This window comes from Promicromonospora soli, assembly GCF_014653785.1.
GTDB classification, from domain to species: Bacteria; Actinomycetota; Actinomycetes; order Actinomycetales; family Cellulomonadaceae; genus Promicromonospora; species Promicromonospora soli.
Genome location: NZ_BNAS01000003.1, coordinates 303386 through 318667, shown reverse-complemented (window position 1 = coordinate 318667; position 15282 = coordinate 303386). Strand labels below are relative to the sequence as shown.

At 70.6% G+C, this 15282-nt stretch carries 11 protein-coding genes; 7 read left to right on the top strand and 4 right to left on the bottom strand.

Going from position 1 to position 15282, the window contains the following annotated elements:
- Positions 1-3 precede the first annotated feature (3 nt).
- Both IE250_RS11540 and IE250_RS11535 read left to right on the top strand, forming a co-directional pair.
- Positions 4-1488: an aldehyde dehydrogenase family protein gene (locus IE250_RS11540; protein ID WP_189669430.1), complete on the top strand. Its 1485-nt coding sequence runs from the start codon at positions 4-6 to the stop codon at positions 1486-1488.
- Complete coding sequence (locus IE250_RS11535; RefSeq protein WP_189669429.1) at positions 1481-3091, top strand: GMC family oxidoreductase; 1611 nt, start codon at positions 1481-1483, stop codon at positions 3089-3091. Before IE250_RS11540 ends, IE250_RS11535 begins: the two co-directional genes overlap by 8 nt.
- Before the next feature lie 48 nt (positions 3092-3139).
- On the opposite strand, the gene IE250_RS11530 is transcribed toward IE250_RS11535, so the two are convergent.
- Positions 3140-4276, bottom strand: coding sequence for a Fic family protein (locus tag IE250_RS11530; protein ID WP_189669428.1), 1137 nt, complete (start codon positions 4274-4276; stop codon positions 3140-3142).
- A gap of 127 nt (positions 4277-4403) precedes the next feature.
- Between IE250_RS11530 and IE250_RS11525 the strand changes: the two genes are divergently transcribed.
- The 5 genes from IE250_RS11525 to IE250_RS11505 all read left to right on the top strand — a co-directional run bounded on the left by IE250_RS11525 (position 4404) and on the right by IE250_RS11505 (position 12728).
- Complete coding sequence (locus tag IE250_RS11525; protein WP_189669427.1) at positions 4404-5393, top strand: NAD-dependent epimerase/dehydratase family protein; 990 nt, start codon at positions 4404-4406, stop codon at positions 5391-5393.
- 97 nt (positions 5394-5490) lie between these two features.
- Positions 5491-7443 (top strand): glycosyl hydrolase 53 family protein, encoded by a 1953-nt coding sequence (locus IE250_RS11520; RefSeq protein WP_189669426.1) that lies wholly within the window; start codon positions 5491-5493, stop codon positions 7441-7443.
- 57 nt (positions 7444-7500) lie between these two features.
- Positions 7501-9567, top strand: a complete 2067-nt coding sequence (locus IE250_RS11515; protein WP_189669425.1) for a beta-galactosidase — start codon at positions 7501-7503, stop codon at positions 9565-9567.
- A 103-nt stretch (positions 9568-9670) separates the two neighbouring features.
- Positions 9671-10903 (top strand): galactokinase, encoded by a 1233-nt coding sequence (gene galK / locus IE250_RS11510; RefSeq protein ID WP_189669424.1) that lies wholly within the window; start codon positions 9671-9673, stop codon positions 10901-10903.
- Positions 10904-11372: 469 nt separating this feature from the next.
- Positions 11373-12728 (top strand): hypothetical protein, encoded by a 1356-nt coding sequence (locus IE250_RS11505; RefSeq protein WP_229872369.1) that lies wholly within the window; start codon positions 11373-11375, stop codon positions 12726-12728.
- A gap of 188 nt (positions 12729-12916) precedes the next feature.
- On the opposite strand, the gene IE250_RS11500 is transcribed toward IE250_RS11505, so the two are convergent.
- The 3 genes from IE250_RS11500 to IE250_RS11490 all read right to left on the bottom strand — a co-directional run bounded on the left by IE250_RS11500 (position 12917) and on the right by IE250_RS11490 (position 15280).
- Positions 12917-13741 carry an exodeoxyribonuclease III gene (locus tag IE250_RS11500; RefSeq protein ID WP_189669423.1) on the bottom strand — a complete coding sequence of 275 codons (825 nt, stop codon included), beginning with the start codon at positions 13739-13741 and terminating at the stop codon, positions 12917-12919.
- 39 nt (positions 13742-13780) lie between these two features.
- Positions 13781-14266 carry a VOC family protein gene (locus IE250_RS11495; RefSeq protein ID WP_189669422.1) on the bottom strand — a complete coding sequence of 162 codons (486 nt, stop codon included), beginning with the start codon at positions 14264-14266 and terminating at the stop codon, positions 13781-13783.
- Between the two features lie 132 nt (positions 14267-14398).
- Positions 14399-15280 (bottom strand): bifunctional methylenetetrahydrofolate dehydrogenase/methenyltetrahydrofolate cyclohydrolase, encoded by an 882-nt coding sequence (locus IE250_RS11490; protein WP_189669421.1) that lies wholly within the window; start codon positions 15278-15280, stop codon positions 14399-14401.
- Between the last annotated feature and the right edge of the window lie 2 nt (positions 15281-15282).

The following is a 15282-nucleotide window of genomic DNA, read 5'->3' as shown; positions in this document are numbered from 1 at the left end:
ACCATGAGCACACCCACAACCCTGTACGTCGACGGCACCTGGCAGGGGGCCGCCGCGGGCGGCACCCGTGAGATCCGTTGCCCGGCGGACGGCTCGCTCGTCGCAGAGGTGTCCGAGGCCACCGCCGCGGACACCGAGCGTGCGATCCGCGCCGCGCGCCGCGCCTTCGACGCCGGCCCGTGGCGCGAGACCACCGCGCCGGAGCGCGGCGAGCTGCTGCAGCGCGTGGCCGACCTCCTGACGGAGCGGGCCGAGGACTTCGCGCTCGCCGAGTCCCGCGACACGGGCAAGCGCCTGGTCGAGAGCCGCATCGACATGGACGACTGCATCGCTTGCTTCCGCTGGTACGCCAAGCTCGCGGGCGCCGACGCCGGGCGGATCGTCGACGCCGGCAGCCCCGACGTGCTCAGCCGTGTGGTGCACGAGCCGGTGGGGGTCTGCGGCCTCATCTCGCCGTGGAACTACCCGCTGCTGCAGGCCGTCTGGAAGGTGGCGCCCTGCCTCGCGGCGGGCAACACCTTCGTGCTCAAGCCGAGCGAGCTCACCCCGCACACCGCCGTCCTGCTCATGGAGGTCCTTTCCGACGCCGGGGTCCCGGCCGGCGTGGCCAACCTGGTGCTGGGTGCGGGCCCCGAGGCGGGTGCCCCGCTGTCGAGCCACCCGGACGTCGACCTGGTGTCGTTCACCGGCGGCCTCGCCACCGGACGGATCATCGCGGCGAGCGCATCGGCGACGGTCAAGAAGGTGGCCCTGGAGCTGGGCGGCAAGAACCCGAACGTGATCTTCGCCGACGCCGACTTCGACGCCGCCGTGGACAACGCGCTCAACGGCGCATTCGTCCACTCGGGGCAGGTTTGCTCGGCGGGTGCGCGGCTGATCGTCGAGGAGTCGATCCACGACCGCTTCGTCGACGAGCTGGTGCGCCGTGCCCGGGAGATCCGTCTCGGCGGCCCGTTCGACGACGCCGCCGAGACCGGGCCGCTGATCTCCGCCGCGCACCGGGACAAGGTCACCGCGTACGTGGCGAAGGCGGTCGAGGAGGGCGCAGTCGTCCGCTGCGGGGGCGAGTGGGGCACCGGCGAGCTGGAGCAGGGCTTCTACTACCTGCCCACGGTGCTCGACGGCGTCCGGCGCGGCAGCTCCGCCGTCGTCGACGAGGCGTTCGGGCCCGTCGTCACTGTCGAGACCTTCCGCTCCGAGGAAGAGGCTGTCGAGATCGCCAACGACACGATCTACGGCCTCGCCGGGGCCGTCTGGACGCAGGACGCCGGGAAGGCACAGCGGGTGGCGAACGGGCTGCGGCACGGCACCATCTGGATCAACGACTACCACCCCTACCTGCCGCAGGCAGAGTGGGGCGGCTACGGGCAGTCCGGGTTCGGCCGGGAGCTCGGCCTCGCGGGCCTTGCCGAGTACCAGGAGTCCAAGCACATCTACCAGAACCTGCGCCCAGCAGTGACGGGCTGGTTCGGAGGAACCGATGACTGAGCTGCCGGCGAAGCACCCCGAGAAGCAGGCCACGGCGCGGACGAATGAGCGCACGTTCGACTACGTCGTGATCGGCGGCGGCTCCGCAGGAGCGGCAGTCGCGGCGCGGCTCAGCGAGGACCCGGCGGTCTCGGTCGCCCTGCTGGAGGCGGGCCCGTCCGACGAAGGCGACGACGCGATCCTGCAGCTCGACCGCTGGATGGGGCTGCTTGAGTCGGGCTACGACTGGGACTACCCCATCGAGCCGCAGTCCAGTGGCAATTCGTTCATGCGGCAGGCGCGCGCCAAGGTGCTCGGCGGGTGCTCCTCGCACAACTCGTGCATCGCGTTCTGGGCGCCGGCCGAGGACCTGGACCAGTGGGAGGCGCTGGGCGCCACGGGCTGGCGGGCAATGGAGTCGCTGCCGTACTACGCGAAGCTGGAGAACAACGACCAGCCCGGCGAGCACCACGGGCACGACGGCCCCGTGCGGATCCGGCAGGTCCCGCCCGCGGACCCGTGCGGGGTGGCGGTGCTGGACGCCTGCGAGCAGGCGGGCATCACCCGCGTGCAGTTCAACGACGGCACCACGGTCGTGACCGGCGCGAGCTTCTTCCAGATCAACTCCCGGGAGGACGGCGTCCGCTCGTCGTCGTCGGTGAGCTACCTGCACCCGGTCCTCGACCGGCCCAACCTGACCATCCTCACCGAGCACCGCGCCAAGCGGCTCGCGTTCGACGGCACCCGGTGCACGGGGGTCGAGGCGCTCGGGCCGGATCTGATCCACCACCGGATGTTCACCGCGAGGCACGAGGTGGTCCTGTCGGCGGGCGCCATCGACTCGCCCAAGCTGCTCATGCTGTCCGGCATCGGCCCGGCCGAGCATCTCGCGGAGGTGGGTATCGACGTCCTGGTGGACGCCCCCGGCGTCGGGTCGCACATGCAGGACCACCCCGAAGGGGTGATCCAGTGGGAGGCGAAGCAGCCGATGGTCACCACCTCGACGCAGTGGTGGGAGATCGGCATCTTCGCGGCCACCGAGGCGGGCCTGGACCGGCCGGACCTGATGATGCACTACGGCTCCGTGCCGTTCGACATGCACACGGCGCGGCAGGGTTACCCGACCACGGAGAACGGGTTCTGCCTCACCCCGAACGTGACGCATGCCCGCTCCCGCGGCACGGTGCGGCTGCGCTCCCGTGACTTCCGCGACAAGCCGAAGGTGGACCCGCGCTACTTCACTGACCCGTACGACATGGCGGTCATGGTGGAGGGCATCAAGCTCGCCCGGAAGATCGTGGCACAGCCCGCGATGCGGGAGTGGGCGGGCGCGGAGCTGTACCCGGGCCCGGACGTGCAGACCGACGAGGAGATCGCGGACTACATCTCGCGCACCCACAACACGGTCTACCACCCGACGGGATCGGTGCGGATGGGCGCGGCGGACGACGACTCCTCGCCGCTCGACCCGCGGCTGCGGGTCAAGGGGGTCACGGGGCTGCGCGTCGCGGACGCGTCGGTCATGCCGGAGATCACTACGGTCAACCCGAACATCACGGTGATGATGATCGGTGAGCGGTGTGCGGACTTCCTGAAGGAGGAGCGGGCGGCGCTGGTCGGGTGACGCTGCTGGGTCCTCCATGACGCATCTCGCGCGAAACGGGCCTGGCAGCTATTGCTTGTACGGGTCCGTGAGGGTGAAGGGTGTACCGGCTTCCTCGAGGGCGGCCTGTGGGAAGGCGTCCCCGGCGATGTAGTAGCGGGCACGAGTTCTGCCCACCGGCTCCAGCACTCGTGCCGCGACGAGGTCCCGCAGATCACGCTGCGCCTGCTGGACGCGGAGGTTCTCGGACCGTTCGTAGCGGCTGCGGCGCACACGACCTGAGAGCGCGACGTCGTGCAGCGCGCTGACGACGCGAGCGCTCAGCCCCAGGGAGTTCACGAAGGTGTCCAGCTGCTCCAGCACCCGCGTGGACCGCTCGAGCCGCAACCGGACGGACTGGGTCTGCTGGTGGGAAGCCACGAGATTGAACCTGACCCACTCCGACACGTCCTGGTCAGGCAGGTAGGTACTGCCACGGGCGCCGAGCTGCCGGTAGTACTCCCAGGTGTTGCCCGGCCGCCCCAGCCAGGCTTCGATCGACGAGAACTCCGGGGCCAGGACGCCCGCCCGGGCCGTGACAAGTGTCTGCAGGGAGCGCGACATCCGACCGTTCCCGTCCGACCACGGGTGGATCGAGACCAGGTGCAGGTGCGCCATGGCGGCGCGGACGGTGGGATGCGTCTGGTCATCGTCGTTGAGCCAGTCCACCAGCTCGGACATGAGGCCTGGAACCTCGTCCACCGGCGGGGCCGTGTAGACCGCAATGCTCGGGTCACGGGTATCCGTGACGTACACCGACCCTTTGCGCCACTGCCCGGCGGGGCGCGGTGGCGTGTGGTGGTGCCCCTGGAGCATCCAGTGGAGCCCGTTGAGCAGGCCCTTGCTGTAACCGAAGTCCGGTGCGTCGTGCAGGGACTGGATGTACGTCATCGTTCGCTGGTAGGCGAGGGTCTCGTCGCGGTTCACCTCCGAGACGTCGACGTCGCGCTCCCCGTCCATGAGGTCCTCGGCATCGACTGTCGAAACCCGGAAGCCCTCGATCGAGTTCGACGCGGCGACAGCGTCTGCCGTCAGGAAGCGGCGTAGATCGTCAGTCCATTTCGTAGGTGTCGACCGGACCTGCAGGCGCAGGTCATCACGCGCGCGATCGATGTCATCGAGCACGCGCGCGTCGTCCGGCGAGAGCTCTGGAGTCGGGAAGAGCATGCAGCCAGGATAGTAATGACGCAATCATTGCGTCAATGCGTCGAACCCGAGGCCGATACGCCGTCGGGAGATTCGCCACGAGCAGATCAGCGTGCCCCGGCGCGCGGGATGCGGTTCGGTGGGCACCATGCGAATCCTGGTTCTCGGTGGAACGGTCTTCCTGTCCCGCGCGGTCGCGGAGGCCGCGGTGGCCCGCGGGCACGACGTCACGTGCGCGGCGCGCGGCGTGAGCGGCACAGTGCCCGACGGCGCCACGCTCGTCCGCTGGGATCGCTCCGAGGCGGTGCCGGCGGAGCTGGTCGAGGCGCAGTTCGACGCCGTCGTCGACGTCTCGCGCATCCCCTCGCACGTGCGCAGCGCGGTGGCCGCCTTCCCGGATGCCCACTGGACGTTCGTGTCGACCGTCAATGTCTATGCCGACACCGCCACCGTGGGTGGAACGCCCGCCACGCTCCCCCTGCTCGACCCGATCGAGACCGACGAGGACCCGTCGTCCAGGCCCGACGTGTACGGGGCGATGAAGGTGGCGTGCGAGAACCTGGTTCGGTCCGGCACTGCATCCGCGTTCGTGATCCGGCCGGGCCTGATCGTCGGGCCGGGCGACCCGAGCGGGCGGTTCACCTACTGGCCTGCCCGGTTCGCGCAGGCCGCCGAGGACGGACTCCCGGTCCTGGTTCCCGAGCCCGTGGACGGCCCGGTCCAGCTCGTCGATGTCCGCGATCTCGCCGCGTGGATCGTGACTGCGGCGGAGCGGGGCACCACCGGCGACTTCGACGCCGTATGCCAGCCGGTGCCCCGGTCGGAGCTGCTCGCGCAGGTGGCCGACGCCGCCGGGGCCGATCCCGAGCTGGTCGCCGTCGCCCCGGAGGTCCTCGCGGCGCACGAGGTCGCGCAGTGGTCCGGGCCGCGGTCGATCCCGTTCTGGGCGGGTGAACTGGTCGACGCCGGGTTCATGACGCACGACGTCACGTCCTCGCTGCAGGCCGGTCTGAAGATCCGGCCGTTCGCCGAGACCACCCGCGACACCCTCGTGTGGCTCGGCGCCACGCCCGACGCCACGGTCACGGGCCTGACCCGCGGCGAGGAGCAGGAGGTACTGGCCGCCGTCCAGGGCTGAGCAGTCGGGAAGCGTATTCCCACCCGCGCCTCCAGGACCTACCGTTGTCCCGGGTACTCCAGACGCACGTTCCCGACCGGACAAGGAAGTCCTCCTTATGACGCACAGCACAAATGGTCGGCGCGCGCTCGCGGGCAGCGCCGCCCTGGCCGTCGCACTGACGACGGCCGGCCTCGCGATCGGGCCCTCTGCGGCGGGCTACGGCGAGGCCGTGATCGAGCCCGTCGAGACCGACCTGGCCGGCAAGGGCTGGGTCACAGCCCGCGCCACCAGCAACAACGCCGACGCGGGCCTCGCACTCGACGGCGACGAGGGCACCGCCTGGCAGCCGGACGTCGCGTCGGGCCGGACGGCGACCAGCCACGAGGGGAAGCAGGGCCCGGCTCTCACGATCGACCTCGGCGGCGCGTACGACGGTCTGCACAAGGTCGAGGTGGTCCTCGCGGACGCGACACCCGCGCGCTACGTCGTCGAGACGTCCGCGGACCGGAAGCGCTGGGTGACCGTCGCCGACCACAGCGACGGCCGCAGCGGCGCGGCCGGCACCACGGCCCTGGTCGACCGGGAGGGCACCCGCTACCTGCGGGTCCGGTTCGTCGCCGCGACGTCGAGCGCCGGCGTCGCCGAGGTGCACGCGTACAACTACCTGCGCGACGACCTGAAGCTCGGCGCCGACCTGTCCTACGCCGACCAGGAGCGCGACCAGCCGTACTACCTCGACGCGGAGGCTGCGCTGGCCGGTGCGCCAGACCCCGGCCCGCAGCTGCTCGACGTCGTCAAGGACCGCGGCATGGAGCACCTGCGGCTGCGCATCTGGAACGACCCGCGCGACGAGACCACCGGCGTCGAGACCGACCCGGCGTACCAGGGTCCGGAGCGCTCACTCACCGTGGCCAGCGAGATCGTCGACCGCGACATGGGCCTCGGCATCGACTTCCACTACGCCGACAGCTGGGCCGACCCGAGCAAGCAGCCCAAGCCGCGCGCCTGGGCCGAGCTGCCCTTCGACGAGCTGACCCGGGAGGTCCACGACTTCACCGCCGACTACCTGACCCAGCTGATCGGGCAGGGCACCACCCCGGCGAAGGTCGCGGTGGGCAACGAGGTGATCAACGGCTTCCTGTACGGCAGCGAGGCGCAGATCATCGGCACCACCGCGCCGCAGTACTTCACCGACGAGGCCGACGTCTACCAGTCACAGCCGGGCGGCGGCCTGCTCTGGAAGTACTGGCGCAGCGAGGACCCCGCCGAGCAGCAGGCCTACAACGAGCAGTGGGACAGGTTCGGCACCCTCATGGCGTCCGGCATCAGGGCCGTGCGGGAGTCGTCCCCGGAGTCCGAGGTCGAGGTCCACGCGATCGTCGACACAGGCCGCCTCGACAAGACCATGGAGTTCTGGACGCAGCTGCTCACCCGCCTCGAGGCCGCCGACGCCGCCCCGGACGTGCTCGCCCTTTCCTACTACCCCGAGTGGCACGGCAGCCCTGAGGAGCTCGAGCACAACCTGCACACCATCGCGGAGACCTTCCCCGAGTACGCGCTCGACGTCGCCGAGACCGCCTACCCTGCCGAGAGCTGGCCGCCCGGCGACCCGACGCCGCTGCCCAACTCCCCGTTCCCCGTGACCGTCCAGGGTCAGGCCGATGCCATCCAGCGCGTCTTCCAGGTCGCCAACGACGTGCCCGGCAACCGGGTGCAGGGCGTGCTGGTGTGGGAGCCCGCGAACTGGCAGCCGATGTTCACGTGGGTCGAGACCAGCGCGGGCTGGTTCCCCGAGGCCAACGCGTCGCTCGACATCTACCGCGAGAGCGACGTCACGCACGTGCTGGAGGACTCCGTGCACGTGGTCACCGAGGTGGGCGACGGCGTCCGGCTCCCCCGGACGGTCGACGTCCTGACTCCCGCGGACGGGAACGTCTCCGGCGTGCGCGTCCACTGGCAGAAGGTGCCCGACGACGCGACCGCCGCGCCGGGCACGTTCACGGTCGACGGAACGTCGGAGTACGGTCCCGTCACGGCGACGGTCCACGTCGTACCGGACCGTCGCTGAGACCAACCTTGGTGCAGTCGTGCTGTTGCAAGCGAGATACCTGCGAAAGGACCTTCCATGCCTGAGACCCCGAGCTTCGTCCCCGGGCCCCAGTACGACGGCTGGCTGACCGGCGTCGAGCAGATCGGTTACGGCGGCGACTACAACCCGGAGCAGTGGCCCGAGGAGGTCTGGGCTCAGGACGTCCGGCTGATGAACGAGGCGGGCGTGAACCTCGTCAGCCTCGGCATCTTCAGCTGGGCACTGCTGGAGCCGCGCGAGGGCGAGTTCGACTTCGGCTGGCTGGACCGCGTGGTCGAGCTGCTGCACGCGGGCGGCGTCCGGATCCTGCTCGCAACGCCCACGGCGGCCCCGCCCGCCTGGCTGTACGCGGCCCACCCGGACGCCCGGGTGATCGACCGGAACGGCACACCGATGGGCCCGGGCGGGCGGGGCCTCATGGCGCCGACCGCCCCCGCATACCGCGAGGCGGCTCTGCGCATCACCACCCAGCTCGCCGCGCGGTACGGCACGCACCCGGCCGTGGTCGGGTGGCACGTGCACAACGAGTACGGCGCGCCGGTCTCGCTCGACTACTCGGTGCACGCCCAGCGCGCGTTCCGCACGTGGCTGCGCGAGCGGTACGGCTCGCTCGACGGGCTGAACGCCGCCTGGGGCACCGCCTTCTGGGGGCAGGTCTACGGCGACTGGGAGCACGTGCAGGTACCGGCGGCCACGGCGACGTCGGCCAACCCGGCGCAGCAGCTCGACTTCGCGAGATTCTCGGACGCGGCCCTCCTCGCCTGCTTCGTCGCGGAGCGCGACGCGATCCGCGAGCACTCCGCGGCGCCGGTCACCACGAACTTCATGGCCACGATCTGCCCGTCCACCGACCTGTTCGCGTGGGCTCGTGAGGTCGACATCGTGGCGAACGACCACTACCTGTGGGCCGCGGACCCGCGCGGCCACGTGGGCCTGGCCATGGCCGCCGACCTCACCCGGTCCGTCGCGGGCGGCAAGCCGTGGCTCCTGCTGGAGCACTCGACGTCGGCCGTGAACTGGCAGCCGCGCAACGTGGCCAAGCGCCCCGGGGAGCTGGCCCGCAACTCGTTCTCCCACCTGGGGCGGGGTGCGGACGCGATCATGTTCTTCCAGTGGCGGGCCTCCCGCTCGGGCGCGGAGAAGTTCCACTCGGCGATGGTCCCCCACGCGGGCACGGAGTCCCGGGTGTGGCGCGAGGTGACCGAGCTCGGCGCGAACCTCGGCCGGCTGACCGAGCTGCACGGCTCCCAGGTCCACGCCGACGTCGCGCTGCTCTGGGACTACGAGTCGTTCTGGGCCCAGGACCTCGAGTGGCGGCCAAGCCAGGGCGCGTCGCACCGGGAACGGATCGACACCTACTACGACCGCCTCTGGCGGGACGGCCACACCGTCGACCTGGTGCGGCCGGGCCAGGACCTGTCGGGCTACAAGCTGGTCGTCGCGCCGGCGTCGTACCTGCTCACGGCCGACGACGCGGCGAACCTCACCGCCTACGTCGAGGCCGGCGGCACGCTGCTGGTGAGCTACTTCAGCGGCATCGTCGACGAGAACGACGCCGTGCACCCCGGCGGCCTGATGGCTCCGCTGCGGGACGCGCTCGGCGTGTGGGTCGAGGAGTTCCTGCCGCTGCGCGAGGGCGACTCGCTCACCGTGGCGTACGGGGCCGGAACGGCGGCGGCCGACGCCGGCACCACGGCGCTCACCGGCACGGTCTGGGCCGACGACCTGGTCCTCGCCGGGGCCGAGCCCGTCGGAACCTACGCCGACGGCCCGAAGCCGGGCGGCGCCGCGATCACGCGGCACACTCACGGTGCGGGCACTGGCTGGTACGTGTCGACCAACCTCGACGTCGAGGCCCTGGCCACGGTCTTGGCCGACGTGTACGCGACGGCCGGGCTGGCGCCGTCGGGCACCGTGGACGGGCTGGAGGTGGTGCGCCGCACGGGCGACGGCGCCACCTACACGGTCGCGATCAACCACACCGACGACGACGCGAAGCTGCCCCTGGACACGCCGGCCACCGACCTGCTCACCGGCGACGCCGTCGCGGGCGACGCGACCGTCCCCGCGGGCGCAGTCCGGGTGCTGCGCCAGGACGGCTGACGCCCCGCTGCGCACCCGCTGCGGACCCCCCGCGCGCCGGCCTACGGTCTCGCTGCCTGACCGGCTGTAGGACCGGCGCGCTCGACGGGCAATAATCAGTTCCGTGACCACCATCAACTGGCTCGAAGCCTGGACCGCCGAGGACGGCGCGCGCCGGGTCGACGAGCTCTTCACCCGTTCGTTCGACGGCTCCCCTGAGGGCGTCTGGTCCGCCCCCGGCAGGGTCAACCTCATCGGCGAGCACACTGACTACAACGCCGGGCTCTGCCTCCCGACCGCACTGCCGCACCGCACCTACATCGCGCTGCGGCCGCGCGACGACGACCACGTCCGGCTGGTATCGGCGCAGGCAGAGGGCATGTGGGAGGCACGCCTGTCCGACATCGCACCCGGCGCGGCGCGCGGCTGGGGCGCGTATGTGGCGGGCGTCGCCTGGGCCCTGGACCAGGCGGGCCACAAGGTCGGCGGCTTCGACGCCGCCGTCGACTCGTGCGTGCCGTTCGGCGCCGGCCTGAGCTCGTCGGCCGCGCTTGAGGCCGCCGTCGCGGTGGCGCTCGACGCAGTGGCCGGCCTCGGCCTCGCAGCGTCCGACGCCGGGCGCGCCGAGCTGGTCGACGCCACCCGCCGCGCGGAGAACGAGATCGCAGGCGCGCCCACGGGCGGTCTGGACCAGTCGGCGTCGCTGCGCTGCCGCGAGGGCCACGCGCTGCTGCTCGACTTCAAGCCCGGGCTGGACCCGCTGGAGTCCGGCGTACCCGTGCCGTTCGACCTCGCCACCGCCGGTCTGACCCTCCTGGTCGTCGACACCAAGGCCGAGCACGACCACGTGAGCGGGGAGTACGGTGCGCGGCGCGCCTCGTGCGAACAGGCCGCGGAGCTGCTCGGGCTGGACTCGCTCCGCGACATCGCGCCGACGCTCGGCGGCATGGGCATCGAGCGGGCGCTGGCGGAGCTCGAGGCGCACGACCCCGACGGCGTCCTGCGCCGTCGCGTGCGGCACGTCGTGTCGGAGATCGACCGCACCGCGCGGTTCGCCGACCTGGTGCGAGAGGGGCGCGCGGCCGACGTCGGCCCGTTCATGCTGGCCTCGCACGCTTCCCTGCGTGACGACTACGAGGTCTCCTGCCGCGAGCTCGATCTCGTCGTCGACACCGCCATGGCCTCGGGCGCGCTCGGCGCGCGCATGACCGGCGGCGGCTTCGGCGGCAGCGCCATCGCGCTGGTCCACCTGTCCGACGTCGACGCGGTCTCCCAGGCGGTCGCGGACGCCTTCGCCGACGCCGGCCTGACCGCCCCGGCGTTCCTCCTGGCCCCGCCCTCGGCCCCGGCCGCCTAGCCGGCTCTGCTGAGGGCGTGATCGTTGCGGCTAGAACGGACGCATAGTCGCAACGATCACGCCCACGACAAGACCGCCCGCTGGCCGCAAAGCCTTGGCTTCACCCGGTGCTTCCATCCCGTCCCACGCCGGATCCGCCGCCGCGACCGCCTCGGCGGCATCCTCCACGAATACCAACACGCGGCTTGACCTGCGCCGACGGACTTCTCGGCGCTGACAACGTCCCCGCCGTCGCGCCATCGGTCCACATAGGACGGTAGGTACCTCGGCGCGGATACCGTCGCGGCGGTTGCATCCACGACGCCGCCGCCGAGGAGACCGCACCGTCCGGGCACAGGACTACCCGGCCCAGCGGATCTGGCCGACGCTCATGGAGCGGCCTCTTCTCGCGACATGGTTTACAAAGACGTAACGGAATGGTGTTACGAGAGATGACATTTGTCATCAGCCATCGGTCAGGATGTGCGTCGTGATCATTCGACGCTCCGGCATGCCAGTGAAAGCAACGCACGGCCGCCACAAAGGCGTGCTGCCCAGGCGTTGGCTCGTCGTGTCGGCAACTGGGGCGGCCCTCGTCGCCACCGCGCTCATCGCCACCCTGGTCGTGGTTTTGCTACCCGACCACGTGGCCGATGCCGACCCTGGCGCCGCCGGCACGGAGGCGATTGACCCAACCGGGGTTGAGTCCCCGACCGGGTCGGCTTCACCCACACCGTCGGCTTCACCCACCCCGTCGGCTAGCGCGAGCGCCAAGCTGACCTCGGGTAAAACTTTCATGGGCAAGAGCACGGTGTTGATCGGAAGAATATCGAATGATGAACCTTCGGTTGCCGCACCATTCGACGCTCAGTACCAATACGTCGTCAGTCCGCCTGCACCGTCGAGCGACGTGTACACGGCGAAGACCTGCCCGGATGGGACGAACTGGTGGGGATGCGTGTGGGGTGGGCGCGGGGGGCTCGTCCCCCATATGCAAGACCGCGCTGCACAGGCCACCTATAAGGGTCAACCTTATCCGCAGACGATGGTGTGGTCGTGGTTTGTACTCCCTCACCTCACCCCCAATGCGACGTGGCAGGACGAGGTGAAGGCGGTCAACCAGGTCGACCTCCTCACCAGGTACCTGAACGACTACCGTTTCTTCCTCCAGAAGATCGGCACCTCGCCCGACATGATCGATCTCGAAGCTGATTTTTGGGGATTCGCACGCGGGACGGGCGATGTGAACACGGTCCCGGCGCAGGTGACTGCTGCGGCGCCGAACGACTGCGGAAACCAGGCGAACACTATTGCGGGCCTGTCCCGCTGCCTGATCGAAATGACCCGCAAGTACGCTCCTAACGCGACCGTCGGTCTGCACCTCACCTGCTGGGACTGGCCGGGCAACGAGCAGAAATGCGCCAGGGATTACGGGGCCCTCGGGGCAAAAAACGCGGACTTCCTGGTCGGGGAGGTTGAAGATATGGACGCCGGCCTCAAGGCCTTGCCGGAGAATGGCGGACACAACTCATTCTGGAGCGAAGAGAAGTGGTCCGCGCAGCTCGCGTATTGGAAGATTATGGCAGAGGCGGCCGGCAAACCGATCGTGGTCTGGCAGATCCCGGTCGGCAACATGCGACAGAACAACACCCCGTACCACTATCAGGACGACAAGGTGGACTGGCTGTTCTCGAACATGGACCGGGTCGCGAGCGCCCATGTCGCGGGTCTGCTGTTCGGCCAAGGATCGGACAAGTCGACCACGATTGAAACCGACGGCGGCAACCTGTTCGCGAAGACGATCGCCTACCGAAACTCGGGTGGCACGCCGCTGAACTTACCGTGACAAGGCTGCTGCCTTCGCGGTCGGCGCGTCGTTCAGCACGGTCGGCCTGGTCCGCCCTGGTGGGAATGGCGTGCGCCGTCGGCATCGGTGCCCTTGCGGGCCTGATCCCGGCGATCTACGCGGTGCGCGTCAAAGTGATCGACGCGATCCGCCACTGACGGCCCGGGATGCCGCGGCATCCCGGGCGGCTACAGCTCGTAGGTGGCCACGACCGGGGCGTGGTCGCTCCAGCGCTCGGCGTAGGTGGGCGCGCGGTCGACCTCGACCTTGCGGCACGCACCCGCGAGGACCTGGTTCGCGAGCTGGTAGTCGATGCGCCAGCCCGAGTCGTTGTCGAACGCCTGGCCGCGCCACGTCCACCACGTGTACGGGCCGGGCCCGTCGCCGGCGTGCACCCGCCCGAGGTCGGTCCACCCGTGCTCGTCGAGCCAGCGCGTCATGTAGGCGCGCTCCTCGGGGAGGAAGCCGGCGCTCTTCAGGTTGCTCTTCCAGTTCTTCAGGTCCACGTTGTGGTGCGCGATGTTCAGGTCGCCGGCCACGACCACCGGACCGTGCGCCACCGAGAGCTCGGCCAGGCGCGCCGTCACCTTCTCCAGGTAGGCGTACTTGGCCACCATCGTGTGCTCCTCGCCCGGCCTGGTGGACCCGGAGTGCAGGTAGGTGGAGACGGCGGTCAACGTGCCGCCGTCGGGCAGCTGGACGTCGGCCTCGATCCAGCGGCCCGTGTCCGGGCCTGCCTCCTCGGCGCCGTCCGGCCCGTGGGCCGCGAGGCCCGTGCGGATGTCGCCGATCGGCATGCGGGACGCGACGAGCACGCCGGCGCGCCCCTTGACCTCGCTCTCCGAGTGGGCCACGTGCCAGCCGTCGAGCAGCTCACGGGCGACCTTGTCGGGGGCGCGCACCTCCTGCAACATGAGGACGTCGGGCGTGCGGGTGGCGATCCAGGAGTCCATCCCGCGGCGGACGGCGGCACGGATCCCGTTGACATTGGCGGTAGCGACGATCAGAGGCACCGGGGAAGCGTACTTGCCACCCCCGACAGTCCGCCCCCGTCAGGCCCCGTCGTGGGCCGCCTGCAGCGCCGCGACGTCGATCTTGCCCATCTTCAGCATCGCGTTCATCGCGGCGATCTCGGGGGGCGTCGAGTACGTGCCGCAGAGCTCCTCGAGCTCCTTCGGGATGACCTGCCACGACACCCCGTACTTGTCCTTGCACCAGCCGCAGGGACCGGGGGCGCCGCCGTCGGCAATGAGGATGTCCCAGTAGTGGTCGACCTCCTCCTGGCCCTCGACGGACAGGTAGAACGAGAACGCCTCGTCGAGGGTGAGGTCGGGTCCGGCGTTCAGCCCGATGACGGGCAGGCCGGCCACGGTGAACTCCACGATGAAGTCTCCACCCGGCTCAGTGCCGTCCGGAAGGCCCTCGGGCGTCTTCACCACGCTGTCGACGGACGATCCCGGGATGTGCTCCGCGTAGAACGCGGCGGCCTCGCCGGCCTTGTTGTTCCCGAACCAGAGATGCGGTCGAACGGTAACCATCGTGTCCTCCTGAGTTGGTGGGGGCGTCTTCGGCCCCGTCTCAGTAGGTCCGACGCCACCCGATCCCGCAACTCATCGGCCATCTGTGAACCGAGCCTCCCGGTCTCGCCAGACCGGGAGGCTCGGGCCGAGTCAGACCAGCGACCGCTCCGCCGACTCCACGACGTTCGCGAGGAGCATCGCCCGCGTCATCGGGCCGACGCCGCCCGGGTTGGGCGACACCCAGCCCGCGATCGCCGCCGCCTCGGGCGAGATGTCGCCCACCACGCGCGACTTGCCTGTCTCGGGGTCGGTCTCGCGGGAGACGCCGACGTCGATCAGCACGGCGCCCGGCTTCACCATCTCGCCGGACACGATGCCCTTGACGCCGGCGGCGGCCACGACGACGTCGGCCCGCTTGACGAGCCCGGCGAGGTCCGTGGTGCCGGTGTGCGTCAGGGTGACCGTCGCGTTCACGGCGCGCCGCGTGAGCAGCAGGCCGATCGGGCGGCCCACGGTGACGCCGCGGCCCAGGACCACTATCTCCTTGCCCGCGAGCTTGATCCCGTGCCGCTCCACGAGCTCGATGATGCCGCGCGGTGTGCAGGGCAGCGAGGACGTGATCTCCTCGTTGACCCGCAGGACCAGGCGCCCCAGGTTCGTGGGGTGCAGGCCGTCGGCGTCCTTGTCGGGGTCGACGAGCTCGAGCACGCGGTTGGTGTCGATTCCCTTCGGCAGCGGCAGCTGGACGATGTACCCGGTGCACGCCGGGTCCTCGTTCAGCCGCCGTACCGCCGCCTCGATGTCCTCCTGCGAGGCGTCGGCCGGGAGGTCCTCCCGGATCGACGCGATGCCGACCTCGGCGCAGTCGCGGTGCTTGCCCGCCACGTACCACTGCGACCCGGGGTCGTCGCCCACCAGGAGCGTGCCGAGTCCCGGTACGACGCCGCGCTCACGCAGCGCGGTAACCCGCTCCTTCAGCTCCGCCTTGATCGAGGCGGCAGCTGCCTTCCCGTCCAGGATCTGTGCGGCCATGG